The organism is Thalassobaculum fulvum, assembly GCF_014652915.1.
GTDB lineage: Bacteria > Pseudomonadota > Alphaproteobacteria > Thalassobaculales > Thalassobaculaceae > Thalassobaculum_A > Thalassobaculum_A fulvum.
On sequence record NZ_BMZS01000012.1, the window covers coordinates 183492 to 200611 of the forward strand.

21 protein-coding genes are annotated in these 17120 nt (G+C 70.1%); 12 read left to right on the forward strand and 9 right to left on the reverse strand.

Going from position 1 to position 17120, the window contains the following annotated elements; genetic code table 11:
• The first annotated feature begins 54 nt into the window (after positions 1–54).
• Positions 55–471 carry a flagellar assembly protein FliX gene (locus tag IE246_RS23765; RefSeq protein ID WP_189994392.1) on the forward strand — a complete coding sequence of 139 codons (417 nt, stop codon included), beginning with the start codon at positions 55–57 and terminating at the stop codon, positions 469–471.
• 131 nt (positions 472–602) lie between these two features.
• Positions 603–1019, forward strand: a complete 417-nt coding sequence (gene dksA / locus IE246_RS23770) for an RNA polymerase-binding protein DksA (protein WP_189994394.1) — start codon at positions 603–605, stop codon at positions 1017–1019.
• 155 nt (positions 1020–1174) lie between these two features.
• Here the strand turns inward: dksA and flgH are convergent, their stop codons facing one another.
• The 4 genes from flgH to flgF form a co-directional block, all read right to left on the reverse strand.
• Entirely contained in the window at positions 1175–1948 is a 774-nt protein-coding gene (flgH, locus tag IE246_RS23775) for a flagellar basal body L-ring protein FlgH (protein ID WP_189994396.1), read from the reverse strand.
• Between the two features lie 37 nt (positions 1949–1985).
• The gene (gene flgA, locus IE246_RS23780; protein ID WP_189994398.1) at positions 1986–2954 is read right to left on the reverse strand and encodes a flagellar basal body P-ring formation chaperone FlgA; all 969 of its coding nucleotides are present in this window, start codon (positions 2952–2954) and stop codon (positions 1986–1988) included.
• 40 nt (positions 2955–2994) lie between these two features.
• On the reverse strand, positions 2995–3780 hold the full coding sequence (gene flgG, locus IE246_RS23785; protein WP_189994400.1) for a flagellar basal-body rod protein FlgG: 786 nt from the start codon (positions 3778–3780) through the stop codon (positions 2995–2997).
• Positions 3781–3880: 100 nt separating this feature from the next.
• Entirely contained in the window at positions 3881–4609 is a 729-nt protein-coding gene (gene flgF, locus IE246_RS23790) for a flagellar basal-body rod protein FlgF (protein WP_189994402.1), read from the reverse strand.
• A gap of 392 nt (positions 4610–5001) precedes the next feature.
• Here flgF and IE246_RS23795 point away from each other — a divergent pair, with 392 nt between their 5' ends.
• The 9 genes from IE246_RS23795 (at position 5002) to IE246_RS23835 (ending at position 13985) form a co-directional block, all read left to right on the forward strand.
• Positions 5002–5538: a flagellar basal body-associated FliL family protein gene (locus tag IE246_RS23795; protein WP_189994404.1), complete on the forward strand. Its 537-nt coding sequence runs from the start codon at positions 5002–5004 to the stop codon at positions 5536–5538.
• Between the two features lie 10 nt (positions 5539–5548).
• Positions 5549–6574, forward strand: coding sequence for a flagellar motor switch protein FliM (gene fliM / locus IE246_RS23800; RefSeq protein ID WP_189994406.1), 1026 nt, complete (start codon positions 5549–5551; stop codon positions 6572–6574).
• 45 nt (positions 6575–6619) lie between these two features.
• On the forward strand, positions 6620–7129 hold the full coding sequence (locus IE246_RS23805; protein ID WP_189994408.1) for a DUF6468 domain-containing protein: 510 nt from the start codon (positions 6620–6622) through the stop codon (positions 7127–7129).
• 1 nt (position 7130) lies between these two features.
• Positions 7131–8003, forward strand: a complete 873-nt coding sequence (locus IE246_RS23810; protein WP_189994409.1) for a MotE family protein — start codon at positions 7131–7133, stop codon at positions 8001–8003.
• 111 nt (positions 8004–8114) lie between these two features.
• The gene (locus tag IE246_RS23815) at positions 8115–8501 is read left to right on the forward strand and encodes a response regulator (protein ID WP_189994410.1); all 387 of its coding nucleotides are present in this window, start codon (positions 8115–8117) and stop codon (positions 8499–8501) included.
• Between the two features lie 22 nt (positions 8502–8523).
• Positions 8524–8955 (forward strand): hypothetical protein, encoded by a 432-nt coding sequence (locus IE246_RS23820; RefSeq protein ID WP_189994411.1) that lies wholly within the window; start codon positions 8524–8526, stop codon positions 8953–8955.
• 6 nt (positions 8956–8961) lie between these two features.
• Positions 8962–9615, forward strand: a complete 654-nt coding sequence (locus IE246_RS23825; protein ID WP_189994412.1) for a hypothetical protein — start codon at positions 8962–8964, stop codon at positions 9613–9615.
• Positions 9616–9618: 3 nt separating this feature from the next.
• Positions 9619–10377, forward strand: a complete 759-nt coding sequence (locus IE246_RS23830; RefSeq protein ID WP_189994413.1) for an OmpA/MotB family protein — start codon at positions 9619–9621, stop codon at positions 10375–10377.
• Positions 10374–13985 carry a tetratricopeptide repeat protein gene (locus IE246_RS23835; protein WP_189994414.1) on the forward strand — a complete coding sequence of 1204 codons (3612 nt, stop codon included), beginning with the start codon at positions 10374–10376 and terminating at the stop codon, positions 13983–13985. The genes IE246_RS23830 and IE246_RS23835 overlap by 4 nt, the downstream gene beginning before the upstream one ends.
• 13 nt (positions 13986–13998) lie before the next feature.
• Here the strand turns inward: IE246_RS23835 and IE246_RS23840 are convergent, their stop codons facing one another.
• Positions 13999–14742 carry a GntR family transcriptional regulator gene (locus IE246_RS23840; protein WP_189994416.1) on the reverse strand — a complete coding sequence of 248 codons (744 nt, stop codon included), beginning with the start codon at positions 14740–14742 and terminating at the stop codon, positions 13999–14001.
• 81 nt (positions 14743–14823) lie between these two features.
• Here IE246_RS23840 and IE246_RS23845 point away from each other — a divergent pair, with 81 nt between their 5' ends.
• Positions 14824–15207, forward strand: coding sequence for a RidA family protein (locus IE246_RS23845; protein ID WP_189994418.1), 384 nt, complete (start codon positions 14824–14826; stop codon positions 15205–15207).
• A 16-nt stretch (positions 15208–15223) separates the two neighbouring features.
• Here the strand turns inward: IE246_RS23845 and fliP are convergent, their stop codons facing one another.
• From fliP to IE246_RS23865, 4 genes are all read right to left on the reverse strand, one after another.
• Entirely contained in the window at positions 15224–15961 is a 738-nt protein-coding gene (fliP, locus tag IE246_RS23850) for a flagellar type III secretion system pore protein FliP (protein WP_189994569.1), read from the reverse strand.
• 71 nt (positions 15962–16032) lie between these two features.
• A complete protein-coding gene (locus tag IE246_RS23855) occupies positions 16033–16353 on the reverse strand; it encodes a FliO/MopB family protein (protein WP_189994420.1) in 321 nt (106 codons plus the stop codon).
• 53 nt (positions 16354–16406) lie between these two features.
• A complete protein-coding gene (locus IE246_RS23860) occupies positions 16407–16763 on the reverse strand; it encodes a hypothetical protein (protein WP_189994423.1) in 357 nt (118 codons plus the stop codon).
• The gene (locus IE246_RS23865) at positions 16760–17107 is read right to left on the reverse strand and encodes an EscU/YscU/HrcU family type III secretion system export apparatus switch protein (protein ID WP_189994426.1); all 348 of its coding nucleotides are present in this window, start codon (positions 17105–17107) and stop codon (positions 16760–16762) included. Before IE246_RS23865 ends, IE246_RS23860 begins: the two co-directional genes overlap by 4 nt.
• Positions 17108–17120 lie beyond the last annotated feature (13 nt).

The following is a 17120-nucleotide window of genomic DNA, read 5'->3' on the forward strand; positions in this document are numbered from 1 at the left end:
GCGAGTCCGAACCGATCGTTCTCCACAGTCATCCGGCCAAGGTCGCTTGTCGCCATGAAGGTCGAGTCTACCAAAGGAACGGGGATCAGCGGGGTCCGCCGCGGCGGCAAGGCCGGCAAGGCCGGCTCGTCGGAGTTCTCCAGGCTGCTCGACGAGACCGCCGAGACCGGGCAGGCCGCCGGCCCGAGCGGCGTGCAGGCGGTCGATTCGGTGCTTTCGGTGCAGGAGGTCGGTGGCCGCGAGGGCGGCCGGCGGCAGGCCCGCGAGCGTGCCGAGCTGATGCTCGACCGTCTCGAGGACATCCGCCACGGCCTGCTGATGGGAGCGATCCCGCGCGACCGTCTGCAGGAGCTTGCGGCCGCGGTCCGCCGCCAACGCGAGGCGATCGACGATCCGCGACTGGTCGAGATTCTCGACGAGATCGAGCTCAGGGCACGGGTCGAGCTTGCGAAACTTGAGCGAAGCGTGTAACCCGTCGCGCGGCGCGGAACTCCTGGAGTTTCATCCCGTTGTGGCGGTTCAGGCCGCTCCCTATACTCCGCGCCCGTTCGGTGCCCTGCCCTCGAGTGCCGAATGCCGTCGAGCCCGCGTGGAGGAAGGGGATGAGCGTGACCCTGCCGCCGGACTACAAGCCGTCGGACGATGAAGAGTTCATGAACCCGCAGCAGCTGGAGTATTTCCGGCAGAAGCTGCTCCGCTGGAAGGCCGAGCTGGTGCGGGAAGCCAACGAAACCCTGAGTAACCTGACCGAACAGAACCTGCAGCAGCCCGACATGGCCGACCGCGCGTCGCTCGAGACCGAGCACTCGATCGAACTGCGGACCCGGGATCGCGAGCGCAAGCTCATCAGCAAGATCAACTCCGCCCTGAAGCGTATCGAGGACGGCACCTACGGCTACTGCGAGGAGACCGACGAACCGATCGGTCTGAAACGGCTCGAGGCCAGGCCGATCGCCACGCTGAGCCTGGAAGCCCAGGAACGGCACGAGCGCATGGAGCGGACCCACCGGGACGACTGACGTCGACCTGAACGTCGGCGGCGCCCCGAGCGGGCCGGCCCGGCAACCCTGGCGAATACCAAGAAGGCCGCCCCGCGAGGGGCGGCCTTCCGGTTTCCGGCCCCACTGGGGGGGAGACGCGGGTATTGTGGGGGCCGGCGAACCTCGGTGATCGCTCAGAACGGCATGATCACGTCCAGGACCTGCGAACCGTAGCGCGGCTGCTGGACGTCGGTTATCTGGCCGCGGCCGCCGTAGGAGATCCGGGCCTCCGCCATCTGGTCGTAGCTGATGGTGTTGGACGAGGTGATGTCGGCCGCCCGGATGACGCCGCCGACGACGACCTCGCGGACCTCGAAGTTCACGCGCACTTCCTGCCGGCCGTACACCACCATGTTGCCGTTCGGCAGTTTCTGCGTGATCACCGCCGCGACCCGGAGGTCGATGGCCTCGGTCCGGTCGACGCTGCCGGTGCCGACATTGCTGGTGTTCGAGCCGAGGTCCAGCAGGTTGCCGCCGGTGACGCCCTCGGGGAACACCTTGGACAGCTCGTTCTCGTAGCCGAACAGGCCGTTGAGCTGCGCCGCATCGGTATTGGTCCGGGAGCGCGACGTGGAATTGTCCACCTCGGCCTTGTCGTCGATCGACACCACGACGGTGATGATGTCGCCGATGTCGCTGGCGCGCTGGTCCTTGAAGAACGCGCGGCTGCCTTCCTGCCACAGCGAGTTGGCCTGCCGGGTCGCCACCACCGGGGCCGGCATCGGCATGGTCACCGGCTTGTATCCGGCGCTGCGGGTCGGGTCTTCGATCCGCGACATCTCCGGCGCCTGGCCGATGCTGGCGAGCCGGTCGACGGCGCCGCATCCGGACAGGGCGGTGGCGGCGGCCAGGGCCGCGAGCACGGTGAGGGTCGGCTTGCGGCGGAGGGCGGTTTGGCGGGCGATCATTTCTGGATCCTCCTGGGCGCGTTGTGCGCGGGGGTCGTCAGTTGATGGACGCGATCTGGGCGGCGGTCACGGTGACCGTGTCGGCGGCGATCACGCGGGTCTCGAGCACCTTGCGGCTGTGGTTGTTGCGCACCCGGATGACGTCGCCGACGGCGCCCTTCTCGAGGGCCTCGGCCCGGGCGGTGAGCGTCATCGTGCCGGCCTTCAGCACCACCGTGACGAGGTCGCCCTTGCCGATGACGTAGTTCGGCCGGAGGTCGCTCAGGCGAACGGTCTGGCCGGCGGTGATCGGGCGACGCGGCGTGCGGCCGACCAGGTCCGCCAGCTGGCTGACCGTGTTCGGCCCGGCCCGGCGCGCCTCGACCCGCGACCAGCGGACGTCGTTCTCGGTGATCACGTCGCCGGGCATCGCGTGGTTGCGCAGCACCGGAACGCTGACCATGGCGGCGACCCGGCCGTTGACGACCACGGACTTGGCCTCCGCCCCGGCGAGCGCCACCGAGGCGTCGAACCGGCGGGACCGCGGATCGAACACCAGGGTGCGGACGATCACGGTCGGGCGGTCGCCGGTGGCCACGAACAGCGGAACGTCGCGGTTGTAGATCTCGACGTCGAAATCGTCGCCGATGTTCTCGCGCTCCAGCGCGGTCGCCAGGGCCTCGCGCACCATCTCGACCGGGATCGGCATGCTGTCGCGCGTCACCTCGGCATACTCCCGCATGTCGTTGGGGCGCCAGCTCAGCCCGAACGATTTTGCGTAGTGAAAAAGTTGCCGGGCACTGAACACCAGCCGGTCGCCGGGGGCCGGGGAGTCGGCGATCCGGCCGTCGTTCTCGGCGGGCACGTTGGCGAACACGTCCGACAGCCTTATCCCGTCGCCGCCGACCAGCGTGCGCTGCTTCAGGATCAGCGGCAGCGCGTCGGTCGCGGCCGGCGCGGCGCCGGCGCCGAGCAGGCAGCCGAGCCCGAGGGCGGCGGCGGCGATCATGCGGACGGTGCGGTTCATCGGATGTCTCCCTGGTCCCGGAGTGTGCCGTCAGACGGCGTCAGCGGACGTTGTTGACCGTCGACATCATCTGGTCGGACGTCTCGATGACCTTCGAGTTGAGCTCGTAGGCGCGCTGGGCGGTGATCAGGTTGGTGATCTCCTGCACCGGGTCGACGTTCGAGGCCTCGACGAAGCCCTGCTGCAGCCGGCCGAAGCCGTTGGCGCCGGGGACGCCGGTGGTGGCGGCGCCGGACGCCTCGGTCTCCAGCAGCAGGTTGTTGCCGATGTTCTCGAGGCCGGCCGGGTTCTGGAAGGTCGCGAGCTGGATCTGCCCGACGTTCTGCTCCTGCACCTGGCCGTCGATCTGCGCGAAGATCTGCCCGGATTCGTTGATCGTTACGTTCAGCGTCGCGGCGGGCAGCGTGATCCCGGGCAGCACGGTGTAGCCGTCGGGAGTCACGATCGTGCCGTCCTGGCTGGTCTGGAACGAGCCGGCGCGGGTGTAGGCGGTCTCGCCGTTCGGCATCTCGATCTGGAAATAGCCGGAACCGCGGATCGCCACGTCGAGGTTGTTCTCGGTGAGGGTGAGGGCGCCCTGCTCGTTGATCCGGTAGGTCGCCGCGGTCTTCACGCCGACGCCGAGCTGGATGCCGGACGGTACGATCGTGCCGGCGTCCGAGGAGTTGGTGCCGACCCGGCGCTGGTCCTGGTAGAGCAGGTCCTGGAACTCCGCCCGCTGCCGCTTGTAGCCGGTGGTGTTCATGTTGGCGATGTTGTTCGAGATGACCTCGACATTGAGCTGCTGGGCGGCCATGCCCGTCGTCGCGATGCTCAAGGACTGCATTGTGTTCTCCCTTCACCGGCGCCGCGCGCCCGTACTTCCATTCCGTTCTGGACCGGCGGCCCGGTCGATACCCGTCGATCGAACGGCGTCGATCGGACGATCAGACGCTTTGCATGGGGCGTGCCAGTTTCTGGATGATGGTCTCCTGGCGCTTGTCCTCGCGGTCGATCAGGCCCTTGACCGCCTCGTAGGCGCGCTGGACCTCGATCAGCGAGGTCATCTCGCCGATCCCGCTGACGTTCGAGCCCTCGACCATGCCCTGCATGACCTTGCTGTTCTCGGCGGGATTGGCGGCCTGGCTCGTCTCGAACAGGCTGTCGCGCACCTTGCGGACCGAGCGCATGTCGTCGAACTCGACCACCCCGATCTGGCCGACCGGGTTGGCGCCGAGACGCACGAGCCCATCCTGGCTGATGGTCAGGTCGGTGCCGCCGCCGGGGATGACGATCGGGTTGCCGCCGTTGTCGAGGACCGGATAGCCCTGCTGGGTGACGAGGCGGTTGCGCTCGTCGAGGGTGAAGGTGCCGTTGCGCGTGTACTTCGTGCCGTTGCCGTCGTCGACCTGGAAGTAGCCCGGGCCGTTGATCGCCAGGTCGAAGGTGTTGTGCGTGACGATCAGGCCGCCCTGGTTGTGGTCGGTGGCGGTTCCCTGGTCGATCACGAAGTCCATCTTGGTCGTGAACGGGACCTTCTGCGAATAGGCCTGGTACACCATCATCTCGCGCTTGAACCCCGTGGTGTTCAGGTTCGCGACGTTGTTCGCGACCACGGCCATCTGCCGGCGCAACGCGGTCTGCCGCGACAGGGCGATGTAGATCGGGTTTTCCATGACTCGCTCCGTACCCTCGGTGTTTCGTTCACGTCGCGCCGGTTGATCCGGCTTGGCTCGCCGCTTCCCATGCAGGGGGCGTGCCAGTCGTCGACGAGGCCCTGATCCGCGGATTTCCCCGGTCCGGGGTCCGGTTCGGCATCCTCTGCCGGGCAGAAGTTACCGCCGGCCGGTCGGCAGCCCCGTCGGACGGGCGGCGGCGAGCGGGGCTTCGCTTCGGCGGCGTCCGCCCCATATGCAGGGCCGCGGGGGCGCCGCCGGTCGCAGCGCCGGCTGGCGAGCTTTCGAAGTCCCGGCCGATCCGGTAAGATTCCCGAGTCGGCATCGGCCTTGCAGGACACGGTCCGGCACACTGGCAATGTCCCGGGCGACCGGGGCGGACGGAGAGCGGAATGGCCGAAGACGCACTCGACGACATGGAAGGTGTCGGCGAGGAACCGGAAAAGAAGCGGATCAGCGGAAAGCGGCTGATCATCTTCGCGGCGATCCTGCTGCTGGTGCTGATCGGCGGCGGAGTCGGCGCCGCGTTCATGCTCGGTCTGTTCGGCGGCGGCGAGCCGCCGCCGGCCGAGGCCACGCAGGACGGCCATGCCGCACCGGCGCCACCGCAGCCGACCCAGCAGCGGGCGTTCTTCTTCGAGGTGCCGGACCTGATCGTGAACCTGAACACCAGCGGCCGGAAGTCGACCTTCCTGAAGATCAAGATCGCGCTCGAGCTCGAGAGCCCGCAGGATGTCGATCGCATCAACGAGGTGCTTCCCCGCATTGTGGACAACTTTCAGGTCTATCTGCGGGAGTTGCGGGTCGACGACCTGAACGGCTCGGCCGGGATGTACAGGCTGCGGGAGGAGCTGTTGCGACGGGTGAACATCGCGGCGCGTCCGGTGAGGGTCCGGGACGTGCTGTTCAAGGAAATGCTGGTCCAGTAAGGCAACGACGATGGCGACCAACGACGATCTCGCGGCCGAATGGGAGTCGATGTCGGACGAGGAAGACGGCGACGTCGGTTCCGCCCGGGTTCTCAATCAGGACGAGATCGACAGTCTTCTCGGGTTCGACGAGGCCGGTGCCGGCGAGGCCGACACCTCGGGCATCCACGCCATCGTCAACTCGGCGCTGGTCTCCTACGAGCGCCTGCCGATGCTCGAGGTGGTGTTCGACCGCCTCGTTCGCATGATGTCGACCAGCCTGCGCAACTTCACTTCCGACAACGTCGAGGTCTCGCTCGACAACATCACCTCGATCCGGTTCGGCGACTACCTGAACTCGATCCCGCTGCCGGCCATGCTGTCGGTGTTCAAGGCCGAGGAATGGGACAATTTCGGCCTGCTGGTGGTCGATTCCGCGCTGATCTACTCGATCGTGGACGTGCTGCTCGGCGGTCGCCGCGGCACCGCGGCGATGCGTATCGAAGGCCGGCCCTACACCACGATCGAGCGCAACCTGGTCGAGCGCATGGTCAACGTGGTGCTGAGCGACCTGTCGGCCGCGTTCGACCCGCTGAGCCCGGTCACCTTCCGGTTCGACCGGCTGGAGACCAACCCGCGCTTCGCGACCATCGCCCGGCCGGCGAACGCGGCGGTCCTGGCGCGGCTGCGGATCGACATGGAGGACCGCGGCGGCCGGCTCGAGCTGATGCTGCCCTACGCCACGCTGGAGCCGGTCCGCGAGCTGCTGCTGCAGATGTTCATGGGCGAGAAGTTCGGGCGTGACTCGATCTGGGAAACCCACCTCGCCAACGAGCTCTGGAACACCGACGTCGAGCTGGAGGCGGTGCTCGACGAGATCGTCATGCCGCTCAACGACGTGCTGAACCTGAAGCCGGGCAGCCGGATCCTGCTGAACGCCATGCCGTCGTCCACCATCGACATGCGGTGCGGCAACGTCTCGCTGTTCAGCGGCAAGATGGGACGCAAGAGCGGCAACATCGCGGTGCGGATCAGCAACCGCCTGCGCAAGATGTGACGGGCGGGACGTGACGCGGCCGGAGAGAGGGAGGGCGATCGGCGGATGAACCTCGAGCTCGGGCTCAATATCCTGCTGGTCCTGCTCCTGCTGCCGACGGTCGTCTACGTCGCGCTGCTGCAGCGGCGCCTGGCGTCGCTGCGGGCCGACCGGGAGGCCGTCGAGTCGGTCATCGAGCGGATGAACGAGGCGACCCGCCGGGCCGAGGCCAGTCTCAAGGGCATCCGGCAGGCCGCCGAGCAGGCCAAGGTGACGCTGGACGAGCCGGTGACGCGCGCCCAGGCTCTGCGCGACGAGCTGAGCTTCCTGGTGCAGCGGGCGGACGCCGCCGGCGAGCGGCTGGCGGGCGGGCTGTCCAGCGCCGGTGCCGGCGGTGCGACGGCGGCCGCGCCGGCGGCCGAGCGCCCGCGCCGGGCGAAGCCGGCGAACGAGCGGCGGACGGCCGGCGGCGGGACCGGCAACGGCTCGGCCGAACCGGCGGCCGCCCCGGAGACCGACGAGGTTCGGTCGCAGGCCGAACGGGACCTCATCAACGCCCTCAGAAACGTGCGGTGACATGACCTACGATCGACGGGGACGCCCCGCTCCGAAACTGGACGAGACCGCCGAGGTGCCGCCGCGGGCGAGGGCCGCCGCGCCGGCGCGGACAGCAGCCGCCGCCCCGGCCGCCGCAGCCGCGGCGACCCCGAACGCCGCCCGTCTGGCGCAGGGCCGGCGCGCCGCCGCCAAGCCGGACGGCCGCGGCGACGGCGGCAAGGCCGCGCGGCGGCGCAGCGTCACGCCGCGCCTGCTGCCGCTCACGGCGCTGGTCGCGGCGCTGGTGCTGACGATCAAGGTCGGCGCGGTGTGGGAGCGTCGCGCCGAGGTGCCCTCCCTGCTGTCCTTCGACATGGACGTTTCGGTCGGGGCACCGGCCGAGGCCGGTGGCGGGGCGGTTCCGGCGGACCGGCAGATCGCCCAGGCGCAGAGCGGAACGACCGCCGAATCGGCCGACGGCAAGGTGGATCCCTTCGCCCTGGGCAAGTCGCAGATCGAGCTGCTGCAGAGCCTGGCGGAACGCCGCAAGGAACTGGACGCGCGCGAGCGGGCGATCGAGCAGCGCGAGGGGCTGCTGGCCGCTGCCGAGCACCGGATCGAAAGCAAGATCGACGAGCTGAAGACGATCAAGGCGGAGATCGAGGGGCTCATCAAGAAGTACGACGAGCAGGAGGAGCAGCAGATCGCCGGGCTCGTGAAGATCTACGAAACCATGAAGCCGAAGGACGCCGCGCGGATCTTCAATGAGCTTGACATGGACGTGCTTCTTGAGGTTTTCGAGCGTATGAAAGCTTCGAAGACCGCGCCGGTGCTCGCCGACATGGATCCGATCCGAGCCAAGGAGATCACCACGCGAATCGCCGAACGCAAGAAGATGCCGGACATCAATTGACGAAACTCCGGCGTTTACCGCGAATTAACCGGTGTAGCATAGCGTCGTGTCCGATACGGGCGGGTCAGCGATTCCCCCCGGGGCAAAGGGTTCGATTGGAGGAATGGGTCTATGGCGGTCGACAAGAATATGGCGGTGCTCATCGTCGACGATTACAAGACGATGCTGCGGATTATTCGCAACCTGCTTCGCCAGATCGGCTTCAACAATGTCGACGAAGCGTCCGACGGCGCGACCGCGCTCCAGAAGCTGCGGCGCGACAATTTCGGTTTGGTGATTTCCGACTGGAACATGGAGCCGATGACCGGCCTGCAGCTCCTCAAGGAGGTGCGGGCGGACGAGAAGCTCCGGGGCACGCCGTTCATCATGGTGACGGCGGAGAGCAAGACGGAGAACGTCATCGCCGCCAAGAAGGCCGGCGTGAACAACTACATCGTGAAGCCGTTCAACGCGGCCACGCTGAAGAGCAAGATGACCGCCGTCCTGGGCGAGTTCTGAGCGTGGCGGCGCGAGGCGGGTCATGACGGTCGACGCCGCCAGCCCGTCCGGCCGCGCTCGCGCCGAGATCGAGACCATCGACCTTGAGCTGGACCGGGCGTTCGACCGCATCCTCGATGCGGTCGAACGCGTCGCCACCGCCGCCGAATCGATGGCCCCCGAGGTGGCCGAGGGAATCCTGGTCGCGGTGACCGAGATCCTGGAGGCGGCGAGTGTCCGCGACATCGCCGGCCAGCGCCTCACGGCGGTTCGCGACGCCGTCGACCACCTCTCCGAGACCATTCATCGCCCGACTGAAGGCGGGCTTGAAAGAAACCGTGACAAATCCGCGAAAATAGAGGAAAAACAGGATCACGGGTCGTCCTCGGAAAGCGGGTTGCTCAACGGTCCCCAGCTGCCCGGAGCAGCAAAGACCCAGTCGGAGGTCGACGCGCTGTTCGACAAACTCGACTAGGCGCGCATGTCCCTGTCCCGGCCAACGCCTCGGGAGCCCGATAAGGGGGCCAGCCAGCCCCTGTTCCTCAGCCTGTTCCTGCTGCTGCTGGCGTTCTTCATCCTCCTGAACAGCCTGTCGACCATCGAGCCCGGACGCAGCAACCGGGTTCTCGAGAGCGTCCAGCGGGCGTTTCCCTCGCAGTTCCGCACCAGGCTCGGCGACGGCGTGCTGGAAGCGGACCCCGGTCAGGTGATCGGCGAGACCGTGCGCGCCGGCATCGGCACGATCTTCCGCCAGGTCCTGCCGGTGGCCCGGGTCACCGTCGAGCCCGACGGCAACCCGATCTACGTCTCGGCGCCGGTGGCCCGGGTCTACTCGTCCGCGACCGGCGGGATGACCCCGGTCGGCGAGCAGCTCGCGACCCGTCTGGCTCCGCTGTTGGCGACGCCGCCGGCCGGTTCGGTGCTCGAGCTCGACGTGCTGTTCACGGTCGCCGACGACGCGCGCGGCACCGTCCGCGAGGCGCGCGGCCAGGCGGTCTCCGATCTGGTGGATCGGTTCGTGGCGGCCGGCATCGAGCCCGCCCTCGTATCCGCGGGGCTGGAGCCGGGCCAGTCGGATACCGTCCGGTTCGTATTCCGGACCCGGCCGGGGGGGCCCGCCGCCGGGGGAGGCTGACCGGTGCCCCTGACCGATATCCGCAGGACCGTGGCGGCACCCGAACGGATGCTCGGCCGGCGCGCCGGCCGCAAGTACGGCGGCGGGCCGAGCTGGCTGGTCACGCTGGTCGATCTGGTATCGCTGATGCTGGCGTTCTTCGTGATGCGGTTTGCCATGACCACGCTGGAGTCGCCCGGTTTCGACGCGACCGCCGCGTCGATCGCCCTGGCGCTCGGCAAGACCGTCTCGGTGGCCCAGCAGGAGGCGACCCCGCCGGAGCCGCTCGGGGTGGAGACCGAGCGCCGCGGCGCCGGCTTCCGGCTCAGCTACCTGGAGCCGCTGCTCGAGGCCAAGCTGGCGCGCGACCCGGTGCTGCGGGCGGCGCGGATCGAGCGTGCCGGCGACCGGCTGGTGATCGCGCTGCCCTCGGACCTCCTGTTCGTCTCCGGTCGGGCGGACCTGACCCCCGGTGCGCGGGCCGCGGTCGCCGAGCTGGCGACCGCCCTGGCCAACCTGCCCAACCGCATCGAGGTGTTGGGGCACGCCGATCCGCGGCCGATGGCCGGGACCGGACAGTACGGCTCGAACCGGGCGTTGTCGCTGGCACGGGCCGACTCCGTCGCGGTCGGCCTGGTCGACTCCGGGTTGCCGCGCATGCCGATTGCCGCCGGCCTGGGCGACAGCCGGTTCTACGCCGTCGCGCCGACCGCACCCCTGGAGCAACGCTACACGCTGGCCAGGCGGGTCGACGTCGTGGTGCTGCCGGAGCGCGCGCCGTGACGGTCCGGCGAGGTCCGGGACGATCCGCCGCCGCGGCGCTGCTGCTGGCGGGGCTGCTGCTGGCCGGCGGGCCGGCCGTCCGGCCTGCCGTCGCCGACCCGGTCGGGGTGATCGGCTCGGCCCAGAACGGCTTCGACCGGCTGATCTTTTCCTGGCCGTCCCCGGTGCAGTATTCGGCCGAGCGGTTCGGCGACGCCCTCGTCATCCGGTTCTCGCGACCGATCGAGGGCCCGGTCGCGGAAGCCGCATCCGGGCTCGGGACGTTCGTTCGGGCCGCCCGGATCGGCAGCGACGGCCGCAGCGTGGTGGTCGAGTTGACCGGCAACCACCGGATGCGCACCGACCGGGCCGGCAACCAGGTCGTGGTCGACCTGATGGCCCGGGGCACCGACCCGTCGCCGACACCGGTCGCCGAGCCGTCTCCCGCCCCGGCGCCGGCCGCCCCGGCGCAACCTGCCGGGGCGCCGTCCACGGCGCCCCCGGCCGCCGCGGCGGCCGACCGGGTGCCTACGCTGGGAATCCGGACCGGACGGCATCCGGACTACGACCGTATCGTGTTCGACTGGCCGCGGCCGGTGGAGTTCCAGGCCGAGGCCGGCGACGGCGAGGCTCGGATCCGCTTCGACCGGCCGGCCCGGATCGACGACGCAGAGGTTCGCCGAAGACTGCCGGCGGATCTTCGGGGCTTCGCATCGCAGACCGCCGCCGACTCCCTGGTCGTGACCGTGCCGCTGGCCGCCGGCCGGTCGGTCGATGCCTTCCGGTCCGGCCCCAAGGTCGTGGTCGACATCCGGCGCGACGGCAGGGGACGGGTGACCGCGGCCGCGCCGACGCCCGCCGAAGCGCCGCAGCCATCGCGGCCGGCCGCCGCCGGCGGCGTTCCGCCGGCCCGGGCCGAGACCGCCGGGACCGCCTCGCAGGCACCGCCCGCCGCTGCTCCGCCTGCTGCTGCCCCACCTGCCGCTGCCCCGCCTGCCACGGTACCGCCTGCCGCCGTTCCGCCCGCCGCCTCGCCGCCTGCGGTTCCGGCGACAGCTGTCGGGGGCGGCGACGTTCCGAGGACGGCGCCGACCCCACCCGTCGCGGCGGCTCCGGCACCGCTGCCACCGGGCGGGCCGGGCGCCGGGGAGGCGACCCATGGCCCGGCCGTCGAGCCGTCGCCGGCCGGGAGCGGCGCCGTCAGCGTCGGGCGACCCGCACCCACCACCATTTCCGGGCCGCCCCTGAAGGTCGTGCCCTCGGTCGCCAACGAAGCCCTGTCGCTGCGCTTCGAATGGGGCGAGGCGGTCGCGGCCGCGGTGTTCCCGCGGGCCGGGCACGTCTGGGCGGCGTTCGACCGCGAGGTGACTTTCGACGTGTCGGCGGTCGGCGGCCCCGGCAATCAGATCGTCGGGCGCCCGGAGCAGGTTCCGGTGGACGGCGGGTCGGTCCTGCGCATCCCGGTGGTCGAGGGCGTGAACCCCCGGGTCTGGCGCGACGGCAGTGCCTGGGTGCTCGACCTGCAGCCGCAGGCGTCGCGGCCGGACGTGCCGCTGCGGATCGACGCGCAGATGGTCAGCCCGCAGGGCCCGCGGCTGTTCGTCCCGGTGGAAGGGGTCGGCCGGCCGGTCGTGGTCCGCGATCCGGAGGTCGGCGACAGCCTGTTCATGGTTCCGATCATTCCGTTGTCGCGCGGCGTCGACGGCGAGCGGACCTATCCGGAACTGTCGATCCTGCCGTCGGTTCAGGGCGTCGTGGTCCGGCCCAGGCTCGACGGGGTCGAGGTTCGCGTGCTTCCCGACGGCGTCGCGGTGACGGTGGAGGGCGGGCTGTTGCTGTCGGGCCCGTCGCAGCGGGCCACCGAGGACGCGTTTTCCGGACGGCGGTTCGACGGCCTGCCGGCCGGTCTCCCGCCCGGCCGGATCTTCGACATGAGCAACTGGCGGCTCGGCGACGAGAACGATTTCCTCAACCAGCGCCAGGCGATGCAGCTGCGGATTTCGGAGGCGACCAGCATCTCGCGCAGCGGGCCCCGGCTCGAACTGGCGCAGTTCTATTTCGCCCGCGGCCTGGCGGCCGAGGCGATCGGCCTGCTGCGTACGATCGAGCAGTCGGACGAGGACCTCGCCAAGCGTCCCGACGTCAAGGCCCTGCGGGGCGCCTCGGACTTCATGCTCGGACGCTACGAGGAAGCCGAAGCGAGCCTGGCGGATCCCGCGCTCAACGGCTATTCGGAGGCCGAGCTCTGGCGCGGAGCGGCGTCGGCGGCGCAGGGCAAGTGGAACGAGGCGGTCGAGCATTTCGCCCGTGCCGGCGAGATTCCCGGCGGGTATCCGCGGAACTACACCACCGAACTCGCGCTGCTGGCCGCCGAGGCGGCGATCCGGGCCGGCGACTATCGGGGGGCCGGATCGTTCCTCGACGTGGTCGCGGAAGGGGCGCCGACGCCGGGCGAGAAGGCCCGGCTCGACTTCCTGCGGGCCCGCGTCCTGCAGGCGTCGGGGGATGTGGAGACCGCGGTCGAGATCTGGCGCCGGCTCGCCGACGGCGAGGACCGGTGGGCGCGGGTCCGTTCCGAGCGTGCCCTGATCGAGCTCGACCTGTCCGAGGGCAGGATCTCCAGCCAGGAGGCCGCCGACCGGCTCGACCAGCTGCGATACGCCTGGCGCGGCGACCGCCTGGAGTTCGAACTGCTGCGCGAGCTCGGCCGGCTGCGGCTGAACGAGAACGAGTACGAGGCCGGGCTGGATGCGCTGCGGCAGGCGGTGACGTTCTTCCCGAACAACCCGGAGACCCGGGAGGCGGCCCAGGAACTCACCAAGGCGTTCAGCGACATCTTCACGAACGGTGCGATCGAGGGCATGACGCCGCTGCAGGCCCTGGCGCTGTACGACGAGTTCCGGGAACTGACGCCGGTCGGGCAGGCCGGCGACAGGATCATCGAGGGACTGGCCGACCGGCTGGTGCGCGTCGACCTGCTCGACCGGGCGGCCCGGCTGCTCGACCGGCAGGTGAAGTTCCGGCTGCAGGGGGTCGAGAAGGCCCGGGTCGGGGCCCGGCTGGCGGTCATCCACCTGCTCGACCGGCAGCCGGACTCCGCGATCAAGGCGCTCGACGAGAGTGTCGCGCCGGGCCTCGGCAGCGACCTCGCGCAGGAGCGGCGGCGGTTGCGGGCCCGCGCGATCTTCGAGCTCGGCGATGCCCAGGGGGCGCTGAAGCTGCTGGAAGGCGACGACTCGCGCGAGGCCGACCTGCTGCTGTCGGACATCTACTGGCGGACCCAGAACTGGGTGGAGGCGGCCAAGGTGTTCCGGCGGCTGGTCGGCAATGCCGGGCTCGACGGCTCGCGGATCAAGCCGGACGTCGCGCAGTTCATCCTCAACTGGGCGGTGTCGCTGTCGTTGAGCGACAACGCCGAGGGCCTGAACCGCCTGCGCCAGCTGTACGCCTCGCAGATGGACAACACTCCCTACCGCGAGGCGTTCCGGCTGATCACCAACAGCACCAGCAGCCAGCCGGGCGACTTCATGAAGCTCACCGAGCGGTTCGAGGAAATCGGCCGGTTCCAGGCGTTCCTGTCGAGCTACCGCGAAAAGCTGAAGGAAGGTTCGCTCAGCGCGACCAACTGACCGGCGGCACGGGTCAGCGGGCCGGTGCGGCCGGCTTGCGCGCGAAGATCCGCGCCAGGGCTTCCTTGATCATCTCGACGGCGCGTTCCCGGCTGATCGCGATGTGACGGCCGATGACCGCCGTGCCGGCTTCGGCGTCGCGCCGGCGCAGTGCGTCGATGATCGCCAGGTGGTCGTCGTAGTACGGGACCCGGAAGTCCGGGCGGTCGAGATCGATCGTCCGGAAGAACCGGAGCCGGGCGCACACCAGGCGCAGTTGCCGGATCATCTCGCGGTTTCCGGCCATCGCCACGAAGCGTTCGTGGAACGCCTCGTCGACCCGGGTCGTCTCGCTCACCGACAGGTCGGCGTAGCCGGGGCTGACTGTCGACCACCAGTCCGCCAGGGCCGCGATGCCGGCGTCGTCGGCGCGCGCGCAGGCGAGCCGGAAACCGGCGGTCTCCAGCACCGAGCGGAGCTCGCAGAGGTCGACGATCTCGTCGACGTCGGGGCTGCGGGCCACGAACCCGTGCGGCGCGGCCTCGAACAGGCCTTCCGTGACCAGGCGGTTGAGCGCTTCCTTGACCGGGGTGCGGCTCAGCCCGAGCTGCTTCGACAGGGCCAGGACCCTGACGGTCTCGCCCGGCCGGAACGCGAAGTCGATCGCCCGGGCGCGGAGCGCCTGGTAGGCGTGCTCGACCAGGCTGCCGGATTCGGCGAACTCGCCGGAGGGGGGCGGGGCGGCCTCGGAGGGGATCGACACAGAGGATGAAGTCATTAGTGAATTCACTCTTGACTCAGTGCTGAATGCAATTTCAATTCTGGCTTATCCAGCGCCGTATCGCAACAGGAGCCAGCCATGCCCCGCACGCGGATCTTCTCGGGATCGGTCTTCGAAGAGAACATCGGCTACGCCCGGGCGGTGGTCGACGGCGACTGGATCTTCGTCTCCGGGACCACCGGCTTCGACTACCGGGCCGGCACCATCTCCGACGACGTGGTGGAGCAGACGCGGCAGTGCATCGCCAACATCCGCGCGGCCATGGAGCAGGCCGGGTTCTCGCTGGCCGACGTGGTCCGGGTCCGGTACCTGTTCCCCGACCCCGACGATTTCGAGCCCTGCTGGCCGGTGCTGCGCGAGTGCTTCGGGCCGGCGGCGCCAGCCGCCACCATGATGGCCGCGGGGCTGGCCGACCCGCGGATGAAGGTCGAGATCGAGGTGACTGGAAAGCGGCAGGGGTAGGCTTGGCGGCGCCCCGCTAGGGACCGACCCCGAAGCTCCGCACCAGGCTGCCGGCCACCATGTACCAGCCGTCGACCAGCACGAAGAAGATCAGCTTGAACGGCAGCGAGATGACGACCGGCGGCACCATCATCATGCCCATCGACATCAGCACCGACGCGATCACCATGTCGATGATCACGAACGGCAGGTAGAGCAGGAAGCCGATCTCGAAGGCGCGGCGCAGTTCGCTGATCATGAAGGCCGGGATCAGCACGTGCAGCGGGGCGTTCAGCCCGGTCTCGGCCGGCCCGACCTGGGCCATGTCCTCGAACAGCCGCAGATCCTTGTCGCGCACCGTGCGCAGCATGAAGCCGCGGAACGGCTGGGCGACCGCGTCGAACGCCTCGAACTCGTCGATCCGTTCCTCGATCAGCGGCTGAACGCCGTTGGTCCACGCCTCCCGCAGGGTCGGCGTCATGATGAAGCCGGTCAGGAACAGCGCCAGGCTGATCACCACCACGTTCGGCGGTGACTGCTGGGTGCCGAGCGCGGTCCGCAGCAGCGACAGCACCACCACGATCCGGGTGAACGACGTCACCATCACCAGCAGGCCGGGCGCCAGCGACAGCACGGTGATCAGCATCACCAGCTGGATCAGCCGCGCGGTGGTCGAGCCGCCCTCCTGGCCGAGGTCGAGGGTGAGCGACTGGGCCAGCGCCGGCCCGCCCCACAGCAGCGCGGCAGCCAGGCCGGCGAAGCCGGCAGCGAACATGGCGGCCGCCAGCACCAGCCGCCGCCGGCCGGGACGGACCGGGCGGACGCGCGAGAGGACGGAGCGTGCGGTCACGGAGCGGCTCCCCGGTCGTCGGTGGAGGCGAGTGCCGAATCGAATGACGGCCGAGCCGGCATGCCGCTCTCCACGACCGTGTCGCGGTCGGGGCCGATCAGCAGCAGGTGCTCGACGTCGTCGCGCCGGACCAGCACGAGCCGGTGGCGGGCGCCGAGCGACCGGGCTTCGACGACCGCCAGCCGGCCGCCGGGGCCCATGCGGCCGAGCCCGAGCCGCTGGCTGCCGTACTGCCGGGCGAGGACGTACAGCAGCCCGATGAGGCCCAGGACGAACAGCAGGGCGAAGACGGTGCGGAAGTAGTCGCCGAGATCCATCGCTCGATTGTCCGTTGCCCCGGTTTCGCTGCCAAGTCCGCCGGTCGCGCGCGTCAGAAACCGCGGCGGCGTCGGCTGGCGGCGCTGCCATAGGCGGCGGCGGCCCGCCGGGCGGTCCCGGCATCGGGGCCCGAATCGCCGCCTGCCAGGTCGCCGGTGCCGGCGGCCCGAAGCAGCTCGGCCGCCTCGTCGAGAGCGGCGATCAGCCGGGCCAGCGGTTCGGCCAGGCTGCGCGCCTCGGCGCCGGGCAGCGCCTGGGCGGCGGCGCACAGTTCGACGACCCGCCGTTCGATCTCGGCCCTGTGGTCCTCGCCGCTGCCCGGTCCCGCGAGGCGCCGGACCTCGGCCTCCAGGGCCTGGGCTTCGGCGAACAGGGCGTCGCGGCCCGGTTCGGTCGGCCGGCCGGTCACGAAGTGCCCCCGGCGTCGCCGGCCGGCAACGTGCCGTTCATGCGGTAGACGTAGGTCAGGATCTCGGCGACCGCGGCGAACGCCTGGACCGGGATCTCGCAGTCGACCTCCACCACCTCGAGGATCTGGGCGAGGTCCGGGTCGGTGCGGACCTTGACGTCGTTGTCGAAGGCCAGGCGCAGGATCTGCTCGGCGACCGCGCCATATCCCTTGGCGACGACGGTCGGCGCCTGGTCGGAGCCGATGTCGTGGCTGAGCGCGATCGCCACCTTGCGATCGTCCGCCGGCGCGCGGCGGTTCGCTCGATCCTGGGCAAGACGGGGTCCGGCGGGGCGGTCGGTCATCGTCGACTCCGGT